At 68.1% G+C, this 16,792-nt stretch carries 16 protein-coding genes; 5 read left to right on the top strand and 11 right to left on the bottom strand.

Going from position 1 to position 16,792, the window contains the following annotated elements; translation table 11 throughout:
- Positions 1-427: 427 nt before the first annotated feature.
- From OCW50_RS05440 to OCW50_RS05470, 7 genes are all read right to left on the bottom strand, one after another.
- A complete protein-coding gene (locus tag OCW50_RS05440; protein ID WP_262296721.1) occupies positions 428-1,306 on the bottom strand; it encodes an NAD(P)-dependent oxidoreductase in 879 nt (292 codons plus the stop codon).
- Positions 1,307-1,503: 197 nt separating this feature from the next.
- Positions 1,504-2,763: a TRAP transporter large permease gene (locus tag OCW50_RS05445; RefSeq protein ID WP_262296722.1), complete on the bottom strand. Its 1,260-nt coding sequence runs from the start codon at positions 2,761-2,763 to the stop codon at positions 1,504-1,506.
- On the bottom strand, positions 2,760-3,338 hold the full coding sequence (locus OCW50_RS05450) for a TRAP transporter small permease (protein ID WP_262296723.1): 579 nt from the start codon (positions 3,336-3,338) through the stop codon (positions 2,760-2,762). Before OCW50_RS05450 ends, OCW50_RS05445 begins: the two co-directional genes overlap by 4 nt.
- A gap of 4 nt (positions 3,339-3,342) precedes the next feature.
- The gene (locus OCW50_RS05455) at positions 3,343-4,341 is read right to left on the bottom strand and encodes a TRAP transporter substrate-binding protein (RefSeq protein WP_262296724.1); all 999 of its coding nucleotides are present in this window, start codon (positions 4,339-4,341) and stop codon (positions 3,343-3,345) included.
- Positions 4,342-4,458: 117 nt separating this feature from the next.
- Positions 4,459-5,511, bottom strand: a complete 1,053-nt coding sequence (locus OCW50_RS05460) for a transketolase family protein (RefSeq protein ID WP_262296725.1) — start codon at positions 5,509-5,511, stop codon at positions 4,459-4,461.
- Positions 5,508-6,383, bottom strand: coding sequence for a transketolase (locus OCW50_RS05465; RefSeq protein WP_262296726.1), 876 nt, complete (start codon positions 6,381-6,383; stop codon positions 5,508-5,510). The genes OCW50_RS05460 and OCW50_RS05465 overlap by 4 nt, the downstream gene beginning before the upstream one ends.
- Positions 6,384-6,403: 20 nt before the next feature.
- The gene (locus OCW50_RS05470; RefSeq protein ID WP_262296727.1) at positions 6,404-7,153 is read right to left on the bottom strand and encodes an SDR family NAD(P)-dependent oxidoreductase; all 750 of its coding nucleotides are present in this window, start codon (positions 7,151-7,153) and stop codon (positions 6,404-6,406) included.
- A 116-nt stretch (positions 7,154-7,269) separates the two neighbouring features.
- On the opposite strand from OCW50_RS05470, the gene OCW50_RS05475 reads away from it, so the two are divergent.
- From OCW50_RS05475 to OCW50_RS05490, 4 genes are all read left to right on the top strand, one after another.
- Positions 7,270-8,172 carry a LysR substrate-binding domain-containing protein gene (locus tag OCW50_RS05475; protein ID WP_262296728.1) on the top strand — a complete coding sequence of 301 codons (903 nt, stop codon included), beginning with the start codon at positions 7,270-7,272 and terminating at the stop codon, positions 8,170-8,172.
- A 590-nt stretch (positions 8,173-8,762) separates the two neighbouring features.
- Complete coding sequence (locus OCW50_RS05480) at positions 8,763-10,079, top strand: ABC transporter substrate-binding protein (RefSeq protein ID WP_262296729.1); 1,317 nt, start codon at positions 8,763-8,765, stop codon at positions 10,077-10,079.
- A 64-nt stretch (positions 10,080-10,143) separates the two neighbouring features.
- The gene (locus OCW50_RS05485; protein WP_262296730.1) at positions 10,144-11,091 is read left to right on the top strand and encodes a carbohydrate ABC transporter permease; all 948 of its coding nucleotides are present in this window, start codon (positions 10,144-10,146) and stop codon (positions 11,089-11,091) included.
- A complete protein-coding gene (locus tag OCW50_RS05490) occupies positions 11,088-11,987 on the top strand; it encodes a carbohydrate ABC transporter permease (protein ID WP_262296731.1) in 900 nt (299 codons plus the stop codon). Before OCW50_RS05485 ends, OCW50_RS05490 begins: the two co-directional genes overlap by 4 nt.
- A gap of 298 nt (positions 11,988-12,285) precedes the next feature.
- On the opposite strand, the gene OCW50_RS05495 is transcribed toward OCW50_RS05490, so the two are convergent.
- The 3 genes from OCW50_RS05495 to OCW50_RS05505 all read right to left on the bottom strand — a co-directional run bounded on the left by OCW50_RS05495 (position 12,286) and on the right by OCW50_RS05505 (position 14,942).
- On the bottom strand, positions 12,286-12,672 hold the full coding sequence (locus OCW50_RS05495; RefSeq protein ID WP_173950257.1) for an acyl-CoA thioesterase: 387 nt from the start codon (positions 12,670-12,672) through the stop codon (positions 12,286-12,288).
- Between the two features lie 142 nt (positions 12,673-12,814).
- Complete coding sequence (locus OCW50_RS05500; RefSeq protein ID WP_262296732.1) at positions 12,815-13,804, bottom strand: Bug family tripartite tricarboxylate transporter substrate binding protein; 990 nt, start codon at positions 13,802-13,804, stop codon at positions 12,815-12,817.
- Complete coding sequence (locus tag OCW50_RS05505) at positions 13,734-14,942, bottom strand: 4-oxalomesaconate tautomerase (protein ID WP_262296733.1); 1,209 nt, start codon at positions 14,940-14,942, stop codon at positions 13,734-13,736. The genes OCW50_RS05500 and OCW50_RS05505 overlap by 71 nt, the downstream gene beginning before the upstream one ends.
- Before the next feature lie 90 nt (positions 14,943-15,032).
- Here OCW50_RS05505 and OCW50_RS05510 point away from each other — a divergent pair, with 90 nt between their 5' ends.
- Positions 15,033-15,935 (top strand): LysR family transcriptional regulator, encoded by a 903-nt coding sequence (locus tag OCW50_RS05510; RefSeq protein ID WP_262296734.1) that lies wholly within the window; start codon positions 15,033-15,035, stop codon positions 15,933-15,935.
- Between the two features lie 219 nt (positions 15,936-16,154).
- Here the strand turns inward: OCW50_RS05510 and OCW50_RS05515 are convergent, their stop codons facing one another.
- Positions 16,155-16,529 (bottom strand): hypothetical protein, encoded by a 375-nt coding sequence (locus tag OCW50_RS05515; protein ID WP_262296735.1) that lies wholly within the window; start codon positions 16,527-16,529, stop codon positions 16,155-16,157.
- Positions 16,530-16,792: the final 263 nt, after the last annotated feature.

Below are 16,792 nucleotides of genomic sequence, written 5' to 3' on the forward strand. Positions count from 1 at the left end.
GCAACCCGCTACCAACAATGGGCTTGGCAACTTGTTCCAGTTCCTGTGAGAGAAGAAACCCGGATGCTTCGAACAACTCCGGCACACGGCGTGTTCCCTGCCGCATGCCGCAACCCGGACAAGTGGTCGCACGAAAAGCCAAGCTTCTCATACGTTAATGCGGCCCATCCGGGGAGCTTCCATCCTGACAAATGCCGGGCAGACCGATTATCGAACGACATGGGCGATCATGGCGGGAGACAGAGCATGGTCGGGGCGGCCTTCTAGATCGAGTCGATCGCCGTGTAGAACGCGCTACACTCGAAGTGGGAGGCTCGTTTGGGGATATGGCCCTGTCGAGCGCGATCCTGGGTGTTGTCGGCGCGACTGCACGGATCCTCTATCGCCCCCCGATCCGATGGGCCGACGAGCGCGCTCATGCAGCCGATCATCGAACGCCGTTCAGGGCGAGATAGGTGCGGATGACCTGGCTGTCGTCCTCATGGCCGTCCCCACGTCCCGAGGCGGCGAGGAACATCTGATGGGCTGCGGCGGCCAGGGGCAGGGCGGCCCTGGTGTCCCGGCCCGCATCGAGCACGATGCCCAGGTCCTTGACGAAGATGTCGACCGCGCTGGTGACCTCGGGCTTGTCCTGGAGCATGCGCGGTCCCCGGTCCCTGAGCATCCAGCTCGAGGCGGCCGACCCGCTCATGATCTGCAGGAGAATGTCGAGATCGACGCCGACCTTCGAGGCGAGGGCGAAGGCTTCGGCGACGACCGCGATGTGAACGCCGCACAGAAGCTGGTTGACGGTCTTGACCATGGCGCCCTGTCCCGGGCGCTCGCCCACATGGAAGACCTTGTCGCCCATGGCGTCGAAAACGGCTTTTAGTCCGTCGAACGTGTCGCGGGGGCCGGCCGCCATGATGGTGAGCGTCCCTCCCTTGGCGCCCGCGACCCCGCCCGACACCGGAGCGTCGATCAGGCGCCTTCCGGCGGCCCGGACCCGGGCTTCGATGGATTCCACGGCCGAGGGAGGGCACGTCGCCATGAGGGCGACCACGCCGCCGTCGCGCAGAGCCTCCAGGGCGCCGCCCTCGAACAGCACGGCCTCGGCCTGGGCGGCGCTCACCACCATCAGGATCAGGACATCGGCATCCTGGGCGGCCTCGCGCGCGCTGCCCGCGCGCCGGCCTCCCGCCCCTTCGAGCGCCGCGAGGGCGTCGGCGTTCAGGTCGAACCCAGTGACCGTAAACCCTTTCGTCAAAAGGTTCGACGCCATCGGCAATCCCATGGCGCCAAGGCCCACGAATGCAATTCGAGTCATGTGTGCTGATCCCTCGCGTCGTGCTTATCGGTACTGTGCCGGCCTTGGTGCCGACAAGGGGGGAGCGTCCCGCCCGTTATAGAGCATCGGACGTGAAAAGTGGACCCACCTTTGGGATCGAGTCCGATGCTTCTTCTCCTATGAGAGCGTCGGTGATCGCGAAAAGCCGGGTCCACGTTTCGCACGATGCTCTCGCTTCAGTAAATCGTCAGCGCGGGAATGTAGCTGACGGCGAGGAGGACCAGCATGGCCACGCCGAAGAACGGCCAGAGCTCGCGGGTCGTGTCCGCCAGGGACGAACGTGCGATCGACGAGGAGATGAACAGCGTCGTGCCGATCGGCGGCGTGTAGAGCCCGATGCCGAGATTGAGCACCATGATGATGCCGAGCTGCACCGGATCGAGCCCGATCGTCGCCGCCAGGGGCACGAAGATCGGCCCGAGGAGCAGGATCGCCGGCGGCAGGTCGAGCGGCATGCCGACGATCAGCAGCAGGATGTTCATGGCCAGGATCACCAGTAGGGGATTGCTGATCGTGGCCGTGACCCACTCGGCGAAGCGGATCGGAACCTCGTCGAAGGTCAGGATCCAGCCCACGATGGCGCTGCCCATGATCACCAGCATGACGACCCCGGTCGCGATGCCGGACTCGACCAGGCTGTGATAGAAACGCTTCCAGGTGAGGTCGCGGTAGAAGACGGCGCTCAAGGCCAGGGCATAGACCACGGCCAGGACGGAGATCTCCGTCGGCGTGGCGATGCCGAAGCGCAATCCGAGCAGGATCAGGATCGGCATCAGGAGGGCAGGGCCGCTCAGCACCGCCAGCTTGAGAAGCTCCATCCGGCCGACGGCCGGATCCTCCGAGTGGATGCCGCGCCGCCGTGCGATCCAGCTGCAGGTCAGGACGAAGCCGCCGGCCATCAGGATGCCGGGCAGAATGCCCGCGGTGAACAGATCCGCGATGCTGACGCCGCTCACGAGCGAGTAGAGGATGAGTGGGATCGACGGCGGGATGAGGATGTCGATCACCGCCGAGGTGGCGTTGTTGGCCGCGCACAGCCCGGCCGGGTAGCCCTGCTTCTTCTGCCAGGGGATCAGCACCGAGCCCAGCGCGCTGGCATTGGCGACCGCGCTGCCGGAGACGCCGCCGAACACCACGGAAGCGACGACCGTGGTGGAGAGCGGGCCGCCGCGCCAGCGCTGCATCGACTTGGTGGCGAAGGTCAGAAGCTCGTGCCCCAGCTTGCCGCCGAGCATCAGGCTGCCGGCCATCATGAAGAACGGCAGGGCCAGCATCGGGAAGGATTGCGTCTGCTGGTACATCTGCTGCGCGACGATCATCAGGGGCAGCTCGCCCTGCCAGGCGAGCGTTGCGCCGGCGGCGATCACCAGAGCGTGCCCTACGGGGATCGCCAGCAGCATCAGGATCGTGAAGGCGATGACGAGAACGATGCTCATAGGCCCGTCTCCTCGGGATCCGGGGTCGGCATGGCCTCGGGGCCGATGACGGCGACCCGCAGGGCCAGCGCGAAGGTGGTCAGGATGACCGCGATGCAGCCCAGCGCCAGCGCGTAGTAGCTGTAGCTGCTCGACAGGCCGAGCACGGGGCTGGTCTCGATGGACACGATGTCGGCGACGCCCAGCGCCTCCCAGGCCAAGACGGCATAGGACGCGATGATGATGGCGTGGCCGACGAGGAGCATGATGCGGGCCCCGTTCCGGTTCAGGCGGGATAGGACGGACTCGACCGCCATGTGGCCGCCCTTCTGAACAGCGAGCGCCACGCCGGCCATGATGAACCACGGGAACAGGCGCTCGGGGAGTTCCTGAGCGAAGCGGAAGCCGCCGCTCTCCAGGACGTAGCGGGCGACGACATTCGCCGTGAGGATCGCCAGCAGGGCGATCCCGGTGAGCAGGATCACCGCCTGGCAGGCGAGGGCCACCGCGCGGTCGATGACTTTGGCCACGGGGAGCGCGCCGCTCCCCGTGGCCAGCTCACGCTCGTGGTGGGGGAGAGGGGCGGCGCGCGTCATGGCGTCAGCTCCGGGCGGTTTTCGCGAGCCGGTCGACGAACTCGCCGAAGGGCTTCGCGCGCCAGGTGTCGGCCACCTTGGCGGAGGCTTCGCGGAACGCCGCCTTGTCGACCTCGTTGACGGCGAGCTTCGGATTGGCCCGGAACTCGCCGTTGAACTTGGCCTCGTTCTCGGCGAACAGCTTGCGCTGCAGGTCGCCCGCCTCCTTGGCCGCCGCCCTGATGATCTCCCGGTCGGCGGCGGGCAGCCGCGTCCAGGTGATCTGCGACATCAGGAACGGCGAGCTCTCCCATTTGTGGCCCGACAGGCTGATGAACTTGTTCACCTCGAACAGCTTCGAGCTGGCGATGTTGGTGAGCGGGTTCTCCTGCCCGTCCACGACGCCCTGCTGCAGGGCGACGTAGAGCTCGCCGAAGCTGATCTGCTCCGTGCCGGCGCCCAGCGCCTGGAAGATGTCGATGGTCATCGGGTCGGGCGGCGTGCGGATCTTGAGGCCCTTCAGGTCGGCCGGCTTGGCCACGGGCCGCTTGCTGTTGGTGATGTGGCGGATGCCGTTGTCCCACCAGCCGAGGGGCACCATCTGGACCTTGGAGAACCGCTGGGCGAGCTCCTCCCCGATGGGCCCTTCCAGCACCTTGAAGGCCGCGGCGCTGTCCTCGAACAGGAACGGCAGGCCCAGAGCCGCGAGTTCCGGCACGAGCGCCGAGGTGGAGCCCTGGCTGTTGACCGTCATGTCCACGGCGCCGGTGCGCAGGCTGGTGAGCAGGGATTGCTCGTTCCCGAGCTGCTCGGAGCCTGCGACGCGCACGCTGATGCGTCCGCCGGTGCGTTCCTTGACGAGTTCGCCGAACCGTTCGGTGGCGATGCTTCGCGGGTTGCCGGGCGCCGCGTTGTGGCCGAGCGTCAGGTTGGTGGCCGCCCGGGCGCCGCGGGGCAGGGCCAGGACGGCCGGCGCCGCGAAGGCTCCGGCGATCAGGGTCCGGCGCGAAATCGTGCTCTTCATGTGCGTTCTCCTCTGGATGTCCCACCCGTTGTCCGGGCTTGTCGACGTTTGCGGGTGCGGCGGCGCGGAGACGCCGCCGAGCCGGGAGCGGATGGACCGCTCCGTGGCAAAGGCGGTCTAGAGCCAGCCCTTGATGCTGCGCGTCACGGCCGCGACGGAGAGCCCGTAGCGGTCGTGCAGGGTCGGGAGGGCGCCGGCGTCGAGGAACTCGTCCGGCAGGGCGATCTGACGGAAGGCCGCAGGAAACACGCCCGAGCGCATCAGAAGGCCGGCCACCGCCTCGCCGAGGCCGCCGACGATCGTGTGGTTCTCGGCGACCACCACCATGCGGCCCGTGCGTGACGCCTCCTTCAGGATCGTCGCCTCGTCGAGGGGCTTGATGGTCGGCACGTGCAGCACCGCGACGTCGACGTTGTCACTCGCGAGCGCATCCGCGGCCTCGAGGGCGCGCATGGTCATGAGTCCCGACGAGACGATCAGCACGTCGTTGCCGTCGCGCAGGGTCTTGGCCTTGCCGAACTCGAACCTGTAGCCGTACTCGTCCAGCACGAGCGGGACATTGCCGCGCAGGAGCCGCATGTAGACCGGGCCGTCGTGCGCCGCGATCGCCGGCACGGCCTGCTCGATCTCGTGGGCGTCGCAGGGATCGACGATGGCGATGTTCGGCATGCCCCGGAAGATCGCGACGTCCTCGGTCGCCTGGTGGCTCGGCCCGTAGCCGGTCGTCAGGCCGGGGAGGGCGCAGACGATCTTCACGTTGAGGTTCTCCTCGGCGATCGCCATGCAGATGAAGTCGTAGGCCCGGCGCGCCGCGAACACCGCGTAGGTGGTGGCGAAGGGCATGAAGCCTTCCCGCGCCATGCCGGCGGCCGCGCTGATCAGGAGCTGCTCGGCCATGCCCATCTGGTAGAAGCGGTCCGGATGCGCCTTGGCGAAGACGTGCAGGTCCGTGTACTTGGCGAGGTCCGCCGTGAGCCCGACGATCTCGGGCCGGGTCTCGGCGAGGGCCGCGAGGGCGTGGCCGAACGGGGCGGGCTTCGTGCGCTGGTCGGGACCCGCGAGCGACGCGATCATCGCCGAGGTGGTGAGCCGCGGCCTGTCCGCCGTGCCCTGGCCGCCCTCGGCCTGCTCGCCCAGCCAGGCGGGACGGGTGTATTTCGAGCGCCTCATGATGTCCTCCCGGCGTCCAAGAGTTCGATGGCCTGTCGCCACTCGTGCGGCTCCACCCGCAGGAAGTGGTTGCGCTCGCGCTCCTCGAGGAACGGCACGCCCTTGGCCATCTTGGTGTCGCAGATGATGATGCGGGGCTTCGGCTCGGCGAGGCCGCGGGCGGCGTCGAAGGCCGCCACCAGGGCGTCGACGTCGTTGCCGTCCACGCGCTGCACGTGCCAGCCGAACGCCGCGAAGCGCTCGGCCAGGGGCTCGAAGCCCGTGACCTGGGACGCGGGGCCGTCCGCCTGCTGGTTGTTCACGTCGACGATGCCGATCAGGTTGTCGAGCTGCCAGTGGCTCGCCGACCAGGCGGCTTCCCAGATCGAGCCCTCGCCGAGCTCGCCGTCGGAGAACAGGCAATAGACGAAGGATGTCGAGCGCTTGCGCTTAAGGCCGAAGCAGAAGCCGACCGCGAGGCCGAGGCCGTGCCCGAGCGACCCGCCGGTGATCTCCATGCCGGGCGTGTAGGCGGCCATGCCCGACATGGGCAGGCGGCTGTCGTCGGTGCCGTAGCTCTCGAGCTCGTCCTCCGGGATGATCCCGGCCTCGATCAGCGCCGCATAGAGGGCGATCGCGTAGTGGCCGATGGAGAGCAGGAAGCGGTCGCGCTCCTCCCATTCCGGATCCTCGGGCCGGAAGCGCATGGCGTGGAAATAGGACACCGCCAGCACGTCCGCGATGCCGAGCGCCTGGGCGATGTAGCCCTGGCCCTGGACTTCGCCCATGCGAAGCGCGTTGCGGCGGATGCGGTAGGCGCGGTCCGCCAGGGATACGTTGGTCAGGGCGTGCGCCTGCGGCCGTGGCGCCGCCTGGCTCGTGCTCGTGGTCATCGGTCTCTCCCGTTGGCGGATCAATGGATCAGCATGCCGCCGTTCACGTCGATGACGGCGCCGGTGATGTAGGCGGACAGGTCGGACGCCAGGAACAGATAGGCTCCGGCCACGTCCTCCGCGTCGCCGAGCCGGTTGAGCGGGATGCCCTTCAGGATGTCCCGGCGCATCTCGTCGGTGAGCTTGCCGCCCGTGATGTCGGTCTGGATCAGGCCGGGCGTGACGCAGTTGACCCGGATCCCGTCCGGCCCGAGCTCCCGGGCCATTGCCTTCGCGAGGCCGAGCACGCCGGCCTTCGCGGCGGAGTAGTGCGGCCCGCCGAAGATCCCGCCGCCGCGCTGCGCCGAGACCGACGACATGCAGGCGATCGACCCGCGGCCGCGGGAGCGCATGTGCGGGATGAAGGCCTGGCTCAGGTAGAGGACCCCGGTCAGGTTCACGTCGACGATGCGCCGCCAGCTCGCGGCGTCGATCTCCATGGTCTTCACCGGCTGGGTGACGCCGGCATTGTTGAGCAGGATGTCGACCTGCCCGAAGGCCGTGATGGCGTCGTCGGCGGCGCGCCGGCACTCGTCGAGATCCGTGACGTTGCAGCCGATCCCGACATGCTGCGGCCCGAGGGACGCGGCCGCCTCCCGGGCGCCCGGGCCGTCGATGTCGAGAATCGCCACCCGGGCGCCGTGGCGGGCGAAGAGGCGGGCGGTGGCAAGGCCGATCCCGCGCGGGCTCGCGGCGCCGGAAATGACCGCGGTCTTTCCTTCGAGTAGCATCGTTTCCTCCAGGGGAGATGGTCGTTCTTGTTCGTGTTGGAGGAATTATTTTCCGCATTGCGCGGGAGGACAAACGCGCCGTTTACACCCTCTGGTGAATCTGGTTCACTCATCCGATGCTGCAGCAGGTTCCGCTCTCCTACCTTCGGATCTTCGAGGCGGCCGGCCGGACCGGGTCGTTCCGGGCGGCCTCGGCGGAGCTCAACCTGACGCCGAGCGCGGTGAGCCACGCGATCCGCAAGCTCGAGCAGGCGCTCGGCATCCCGCTCTTCGACCGGGAGACGCGCAACGTGCGGCTGAGCTACGAGGGCGAGGCGCTGATGCGCCATGTCGGCCGCGCCTTCGAGGAGCTGCGGCGCGGCATGGAGGTCGTGTCGACGCGTGGCCCCATGCTCCTGCGCCTGCACTCGGCGCCGAGCTTCGCCGCGCAGTGGCTGACGCCGCGCCTGGCGGCCTTCCTGAAGCACCATCCGGGCGTGGACGTGCGGCTCGCGGCGGGCACCGACTACACGCGCTTCACGTCGGACGAGTTCGACGCGGACATCGTCTACGGTGCCCCGCGCACGGAAGGGCTGATCGTCGTGCCCCTCGGCGAGGAGACGATCACGCCGCTCTGCGCGCCGGACCTCGCCGCGACCATCGCGGCGCCGGCGGACCTGGTCCACCATGTTCTGATCCAGACCGACAGCAAGCAGATCCAGTGGGCCGACTGGTTCGCCGCCAACAATCTGGCCGGGCCGTCGCCGAACGGGAGCCGGTTCGACCGCAGCTTCCTGGCCATCGCGGCCGCCGCCGAGGGCCTCGGCGTGGCGCTCGAATCCACGCGCCTGGCCGAGCGGGAACTCGCCTCGGGCCGGCTGGTCATGCCCCTCGATGGCCGCTCCAACGCGGTCCGGTATGTGGGCCACAACCTGGTCTTTCCCCGGTACGTCCGGCAGCGTCGCCCGCTGAGGGCCTTTTGCGAATGGCTGCTGGCCGAGCTCGAGATCAAGGCTCCGCTCCCGCTCGTCGGGACCTGAGCGGTGCCCGGCGTGCCGGTGCGCGCGACGGCACGACCGGAATGCCGCCGACAAGGGTCAGGTTCGTTGACCTATACGCATTGATGATCTCCCGGCTGTGAAAGCGCGCGACTTCACTGCTTGATATGGAGGAGTTCTTCCTAGAATATTCATTCCAACGACATCCGACGCCTGCGCCATACGGGCAGGACGAATGAACGGGGCCTGGAGGAAGCGCATGCTTGAAGGCGAGCGCGCGACGCGGACGTGTCAGCGGTCGGCGACCGATCTGGATGAATCCATCCGGACGAACCATCCTGCCGACTCGCCGCCGTCCGGTGGGCTCATCGCGGATCTTCCATGAGACCTCGTCCCGCGAGTTCGCGCCCATGATTCCTCGCCCACGCCTTCCTGGAAGATCCGGCCCGGCGAAGATCCGGCCCGGCGCCCTGGCGATGACGCGGCCCGGTGCATGAACCCTCATCCTGTTCGATCCGGCGCCCGTCCCTGCGGAGTGGGCGGCGCCGGGGATCGATCAACCTCAAATGCGTGGCTCAACCGGGGCGGCCGCGCATGTCACCAGAGATCCCGGACTACGGAGGATGCGAACGATGACCCTGTCTAGACGTGATCTGCTTCTCGGAACCGCCGGCCTCGCGGGCGCGGCGGGGACCGGGCTTCTGAACGCCGGCCCGGCCTTCGCGCAAGCGGCCGCCCCGCAGTACAAGCCCGAGCAGGGCGCGACGCTGCGCGTGCTGCGCTGGACGCCCTTCGTGAAGGGCGACGAGGATTCCTGGCTTGCCAACACGAAGAAGTTCACCGAGGCGACCGGTGTCGAGGTGCGCGTGGACAAGGAGAGCTGGGAGGACATCCGGCCCAAGGCGGCGGTCGCGGCGAATGTGGGCTCGGGACCGGACGTGATGCTCGTCTGGTTCGACGATCCGTTCCAGTATCCGGACAAGCTCCTCGACGTGACCGACATCGGCAACAGCTTCGCCAGCAAGTATGGTGGCTATTATCCGGGCCCGGAGGGCTATGCCAAGCAGGGCGACAAGTTCATCGCGCTCCCGCTCGCGGCGATCGGCAACGGCATCCTCTACCGCGACAGCATGGTCAAGCAGGCAGGCTTCTCGAAATTCCCCGAGAAGTCGGATGAATTCCTCGAATTGTGCAAGGCGCTCAAGGCCAAGAGCAAGCCGGCCGGATTCGCGCTCGGCAAGGCGGTCGGCGACGGCAACAACTTCGCCCACTGGATCGTCTGGAGCCACGGCGGCAAGATGGTGGATGAGAGCGGCAAGGTGGTCATCAACTCGCCCGAGACCATCAAGGCGCTGCAATATGCCCGCGAGCTCTACCAGACCTTCATCCCGGGCACGGAGAGCTGGCTCGACATCAACAACAACCGCGTCTTCCTGGCGGGCGACGTCTCCGTGACGGCGAACGGCGTCTCGCTCTACTACTCGGCCAAGAACGATCCGAAGATGGCCGAGCTCGCGCAGGACATCCGCTCGACGACCCTGCCGGTCGGCCCGGTCGGCCAGCCCGTCGAGCTGCACCAGACCACCTCGGCGGTGATCTTCAAGTACACGAAGTTCCCGAACGCGGCGCGCGCCTATCTGCAGTTCATGCTCGACAAGCCGCAGATGGACGCCTGGATCACCGGTTCGAGCGCCTATTGCTGCCCGCCCCTGAAGGGCCTGATCGACAATCCGGTCTGGACCTCGGATCCGGTGCACGAGCCCTACAAGCGTGCCTCGGCGACCCTGCGGCCCAACGGCTATGCGGGCCCGCTCGGCTACGCGTCCGCGGCCACGATGGCGGATTACGTGATGGTCGACATGGTGGCGGAAGCCGCCACCGGGCAGCGTACGCCCGAGGAAGCGGCCAAGCGCGCCGAGCAGCGGGCGAACCGCTACTACCGCGTCTGACGAACCCGGAGGGACGGCGCCCGTGCGCCGTCCCTTTTCCTGTTGATGATGTTGGAGGCGCACCATGGTCGATGCCGCCCTTACCCGCGCCGGCGCGACGACTGCGTCCGCCCGCACGCCGCTCATGCAGAACAAGCTTTTCCTCGGCCTGCTCTTCATGCTGCCGGCGGCGCTGTTTCTTCTGGTCTTCCTGTCCTACCCGCTCGGGCTCGGCGTCTGGCTCGGCTTCACCGATACCCGCATCGGCCGCGCGGGCATCTTCGTCGGGCTGGAGAACTACCAGCTCCTCTGGGACGACAGCATCTTCTGGCTCTCGGTCTTCAACACGATCCTGTACACGGTGGTGGCGTCGATCCTGAAGTTCGCGCTCGGCCTCTGGCTCGCGCTGCTCCTCAACGAGCATCTGCCGTTCAAGGCCTTCATCCGGGCCATCGTGCTCCTGCCCTGGGTGGTGCCGACGGTGCTCTCCGCCATCGCGTTCTGGTGGATCTACGACGCCCAGTTCTCGATCCTGTCCTGGGCGCTCATGAAGATCGGGCTGATCGATTCGCCGATCAACTTCCTGGGCTCTCCGAACAATGCCCGCGCGACGGTGATCTTCACGAACGTGTGGCGCGGCATCCCGTTCGTGGCAATCACGCTGCTCGCCGGCCTGCAGACGATCTCGCCCTCGCTCCATGAGGCGGCGACGCTCGACGGCGCCACGTCCTGGCAGCGGTTCCGCTTCATCACCCTGCCCATGCTGTCGCCCTTGATCGCCGTGGTGATGACCTTCTCCGTGCTGTTCACCTTCACGGACTTCCAGCTCATCTACGTGCTGACCCGCGGCGGGCCGCTCAACGCGACGCATCTCATGGCGACCCTGAGCTTCCAGCGCGCCATTCCCGGCGGCCAGCTCGGCGAGGGCGCGGCCATCGCCGTAGCCATGGTGCCGTTCCTGCTCGCCGCCATTCTCTTCAGCTATTTCGGGCTGCAGCGCCGCCGCTGGCAGCAGGGAGGAACCGACGCATGACCTCGAGCGCCAGATCCGCCAACCCTGCGGTCGCCGACGACACCGTCGGCATGAGCTATCTCAACCGCACGCCGCAGCGCCTGCTCACCGTCTACCTGCCTCTCGGCATCTTCGTGATCGTCCTCCTGTTCCCGTTCTACTGGATGACGATCACGGCCCTGAAGCCCAATGCGGAGCTCAACAACTTCCGCGACTACAATCCGTTCTGGCCGTCGAGCCCGACCCTTCAGAACATCAAGTATCTCCTGTTCGAGACCTCCTATCCGGGCTGGCTCGTCAACACGATGGTGGTGGCGATCGGGTCGACCATCCTGTCGCTCGCCGCGTCGGTGTTCGCCGCCTATGCCATCGAGCGCGTGCGCTTTCCCGGCTCGCGCTGGACCGGGCTGGCGATCTTCCTCGCCTATCTGGTGCCGCCCTCGATCCTGTTCATTCCCCTGGCCGTGATGATCTTCAAGTTCGGGATCTACGATTCCAAGCTCGCCCTGATCTTCACCTATCCGACCTTCCTGATCCCGTTCTGCACCTGGCTGCTGATGGGCTACTTCCGGTCCATTCCCTACGAGCTCGAGGAATGCGCGCTCGTCGACGGGGCCTCGCGCTGGCAGATCCTGACCCGGATCATGCTGCCGCTCGCGGTGCCGGGCCTCATCTCGGCCGGCATCTTCGCCTTCACGCTCTCGTGGAACGAGTTCATCTACGCGCTCACCTTCATCCAGTCGTCGGAGAACAAGACCGTGCCGGTGGGCGTGCTGACCGAGCTCGTGCGCGGCGACGTCTACGAATGGGGAGCGCTCATGGCGGGTGCGCTGCTGGGCTCGCTCCCGGTCGTGCTGCTCTACTCGTTCTTCGTCGACTACTACGTGTCGTCGATGACGGGCGCCGTGAAGGAATAGGCGAGGGCGACCGACCTTCTCTCGTCATGGCCGGGCTTGTCCCGGCCATCTCGATTGTCTTGAGCGCAGCGCTTCTCTGTGTCGGGATCACCGGCACAAGGCCGGTGATGACGTGGTGTGTATGTGGTCCGGCACTGCCACCCTCCGCACGTCATGGCCGGGCTTGTCCCGGCCATCTCGATTCGGTGAGGCTCCGGCGCTTCAAGAAAGCGGGATCACCGGGACAAGCCCGGTGATGACGTGAGGGTGGCAGGGGCCGGCCACGACCTGGGGGCGGACACCCTGTCCGAGCCCCGCATCAACCCGGCGGCAGGGGGCGCGGGCGCGATCCGCTGTCGATGGCCACGAAGGTGAAGATCGCCTCGGTCACCTTGATCTGCTCGTCGCCGTCGCGCGAACGCCGCCAGGCCTCGACCTGGAACTTCATGGAGGTCCGGCCCGTGGAGATCAGGTCCGCGTAGACCGAGACCTCGTCGCCCACATGGACCGGCGAGTGAAACGCCATGCCGTCCACCGCCACGGTGACGCAGCGCCCCCGCGCGCGCCGGGCGGCCGCGTTGCCGGCCGCCAGATCCATCTGGGACATCAGCCAGCCGCCGAAGATGTCGCCGGCCGGGTTGGTGTCGGACGGCATGGCGATGGTGCGGATGACCGGCAGGCGTGCGTGCAACTCTTCCGGCGTCATTCTGCGTTCCCGTCGATGGGCCCTGCGGCCAGCAAAAAAGGCTTCATGGATGGCGCCATGAAGCCTTGCAGGATGCCGGAACGTCGCGGAACAGGCAATGTGCGGGCGGCCGCGCGGTCGCGGCCGCCGCTCAGTCGGTCGATCAGTTCATGGCGATGGACGCCTTGCCGATGATCTCGGCCCAGCGGGCGGATTCGGCCTTCATCATGGCGGCGAACTCCTCCGGGCTGTTGCCGATCGGCTCCGCGCCTTCGTTCTCGAGCCGCTCGCGCACCACGCCGTTCTTGATCGTCTCGACGGTCGCGGTCCGGATCTTGTCGGCGATGTCCTTGGGCGTTCCCTTCGGCACCACGAAGCCGTACCAGGCGGTGGCCTCGTAGGCCGGCCAGCCGCTCTCGGCCACGGAGGGCACGTCCGGGAACTTCTTGGCGCGGGTCTTCGAGGTCACGGCGAGAACGCGGGCGTCCTGGCTCTCGATGAGCCCGAGGACGGACGGGACCGTGGTGACCATGAAGTCCATGCGGCCGCCGAGGAAGTCGTTGAGCGCCGGGCCGGCCCCCTTGTAGGGCACGTGGACCGCGTCGAACTTGGCCTCCTGGGCCAGGAGCACCGTGGCGAGGTGGCTGGCCGAGCCGTTGCCGGCGGACCCGTAGGTCAGCTTGCCGGGGTTCTTCTGACCGTACTCGATCAGCTCCTTGACCGTCTTGTACGGGGAATTCTTCGGCACGACCACGACCAGCGGGGCGGCGGTGATCAGGGTCAGGGGGTCGAAGGCGGTGAGCGGATCGATCTTGACGCTCTTGAACAGGCGCGGGTTGACCACCATCGGGCCCTGGTTGGCCATCAGGACCGTGTAGCCGTCCGGGGCGGCGCCCGCGGCCTGCTGGGTGGCGATGTTGCCGCCGGCGGAGCCGTTGTTCTCCACCGTCAGGTTCTGGCCCAGCTTCTCGCTGACCCCCTGGGCCACGAGGCGCGCGATGGCGTCGGTGCCGCCGCCGGCCGCGTAGGGGACGACGAGCTTCATGGGACGGGTCGGGAACGCGTCCTGCGCGAAGGCGCCGCTAAAGGGCAGCGTGATCGCGGCCAGGGTGGCCAGGGCGGCGGAGCAGACGAGGCGGCGTGTGGGTGTCATGAGCGTTTTCTCCTCTTTGTTGTAGACCTTCCGGGGGCGCAAGGACAGCGCTTGCCGGGACGATGATCCTGCCTTCGAAGATGCGGCGGGCGGTGCGCACGAGGCTCGCCCGGGCGATCCGGCCCGACGGGTCGATGCTCAGATCGACCTCGATGCGGCCGCTCGGGTGCTCGACCGTCACCAGGGACGAGAGCTCGGGCGCGGCGAGATCGTGCGCGACGCTGCCCGGCAGCCGGCACGCGGCCGCCACGCACAGGGCGCCCGTGACCGCGTGGCCCTTGTGGCAGCGGCTGGCGTTCATGAGGTAGCGCGACGTGATCGTGCCGCCGTGGCGGGCCCGGGACAGGATGCCGACCTTGGGCACGACGCTGCCCGACACGTCGCCGAGGCCCATGCGCAGGCCGGCCTCGCGGCGGATGGTCTCCAGGCGGCCGAGAAGGCCGGGATCGGCCTCGATCGCGTCCGGCGTCTCGTCGCCGGAAAGGCCGAGATCGGCCGCCGCCACGAGCACCATGGGCATGGCGTAATCGACGAGGGTCACCGGGATGTCGGCGATGGCCTCGCGGGCCTGCCCGGTCGGCAGGAGCGCGCCCGTCTTGGACCCGAGGGCGTCGAGGAAGGTGAGCCGGACCGGGGCGGCGGTGCCGGGCACGCCGTCGATCACCGTCTCGCCCTCGTATTCCACCGCCCCCTGGGGCGTCTGGACCACGGCCTCGACCGTGGTGGCCGTGTTGCGGTTGAAGATCCTCACCAGGGTCTCGCCCGCCTGCGCCGGCACCAGGCCGGCCTCGATGGCGAAGGGGCCGACGGCGGACAGCATGTTGCCGCAGTTCGGGCTGAAATCGACCACCTCCCGGTCCGTGGCCACCTGGGCGAACAGGTAATCCACGTCGGCGTCCGGCCGGGACGCCGGGGCGATGATCGCCACCTTGCTGGTCATCGGGTTGCCGCCGCCGATCCCGTTCACCTGGAGCCCGTGCGGGGAGCCCATGGCGGCGAGGAGGAAGCGGTCGCGCTCGGCCGGGTCCGCCGGGAGGTCGGCTTCGAGGAAGAACGGCCCCCGGGAGGTCCCGCCCCGCATCAGCACGCAGGGGACTTCGAGGGCGTTCTTCTTCGACGTGGCGCAGGGAAGTGACACAGCGAAATCCCGGTGACGTGGTTCGGTGATCCACACATCTCAAATCCGGAAACTGCTGTGAAATGCAAAGATCGGTGCTATTGATGCGCCATGAGCATCAATTTCGAGGCATTGGACCTGCGCGCCTTCGTGGCCGTCGTCGAGCTCGAGGGGTTCCACCGGGCCGCTGAGGCGCTGAACCTGTCCCAGCCGGCGCTCAGCCGCCGGATCCAGCGGCTCGAGGCGGCCATCGGAGCGGCGCTCCTCGAGCGCACCACGCGGCGGGTGGCGCTCACCAATGTCGGGCGCGAGTTCCTGCCGCTGGTGCGGCGGATGCTCGACGAGTTCGACTCGAGCCTGTTCGCCATGCGGGAGCTCGGCCAGCAGCGGGGCGGGCAGATCACGCTCGCCTGCGTGCCCACGGCGGCGTTCTACTTCCTGCCGGGGGTGATCGCCCGCTTCAAGGAGCAGTACCCGAACATCCGCTTCCGGATCCTCGACCTGTCGGCCAACGAGGGGCTGGAGAGCGTGGCCCGCGGGGAGGTGGAGTTCGGCATCAACCTGCTGGGCGGGTCCGACCCGGAACTCACCTTCGAGCCCCTGCTCGAGGACCCGTTCGTGCTCGCCTGCCGGCGCGACCATCCCCTGGCGGCGCGGCCGGCCCTGACCTGGTCCGACCTGGAGGGGCAGCCCCTCGTGGCGGTCAGCCGGAGCAGCGGCAACCGCATCCTGCTCGACGCCGCCCTGGTGCGGGCGGGCGTACGCCTGAGCTGGTCCTACGAGGTGACCCACCTGTCCACGTCGCTCGGGCTCGTGGAGGCCGGGCTCGGGATCTCGGTGCTGCCCCGCCTCGCCACCCCGCAGGCCGAGCACCCGATCATCGTGACGCGGGCCATCGCGGACCCGGAGGTGTCGCGCACCATCGGGGTCGTCCGCCGCCGCGGCGGACGCCTGGCGCCTGCGGCCGAGCGCTTTCTCGAAATGCTCCTCGGGACCTGGCGCAGCCCCGGCTAGCGCATCGTGCGGACCCGCGGGCTGCTGGGTCCGCACGATGCGCGAGCCAAGAGTGGAGCATCGGAATCGATCCCAAAAGTTGTTTCCACTTTTGGGTCCGATGCTCTCGCGCATCGTGCGAGAAAGTGGTCCCGGTTTTTCGCGTCGAACGATGCGCGAGCCAAGAGTGGAGCATCGGAATCGATTCCAAAAGTGGTTTCCACTTTTGGGTCCGATGCTCTAGCGCCCGATGGCCGCGCGGGCGGCCGCGAGAGCCTGCTCGCACCCGGCCCGGTCGCCGGCCTGATCGGCGGCGCGCGCCTGGCCAAGGGCCGCCAGGGCCTTCTCGTTGGAGGCCCCGTCTCCGAGCCGCGCCTCGGCCATGGCGATGGAGCCGGGCGTGGGCTCGCGGTGGTCCGTGGCGGCGGTGCTCTCGCGGCCTGTCGGGCCCGTGCCGGCCGTTGTGTCGATGCGCGCATCGACCGCCGCCTGAAGCCGGTCGATCTCCGCCCCGCAGGGACCGGCCTGAGCGGCCGTGGCGGCAAGAGCCACCAGTGTCAGGACGGAGAGCGGGCCCGTGATCCCGGCGCTTCCGATCCACTTCGATGTGACCATGGGACAAGCTCCTCGCAGCCGCGGAGAACGGTGTCGGCGTCGGGGAGCCTTGAAGGCCGGCCCGTCCGCTCGGGATTCCGCGCGGATATTCTGATCGTCCGGAGGGAAACCGGCAACAGGCGATCGGGCAGCGCCGCGCCCAGTGACTCGTTCTGTAAAACGAACATGATCCTGGGAATCTGCGGGGCACGGAGGCGTCGGTCGCCCGCGCAAAGCCCAGGTCTTAGGCAAAAAAGAACATTTCTTCCCTCCAGAGCTGCGAA

The organism is Microvirga sesbaniae, from assembly GCF_025460805.1.
Lineage (GTDB): Bacteria > Pseudomonadota > Alphaproteobacteria > Rhizobiales > Beijerinckiaceae > Microvirga > Microvirga sesbaniae.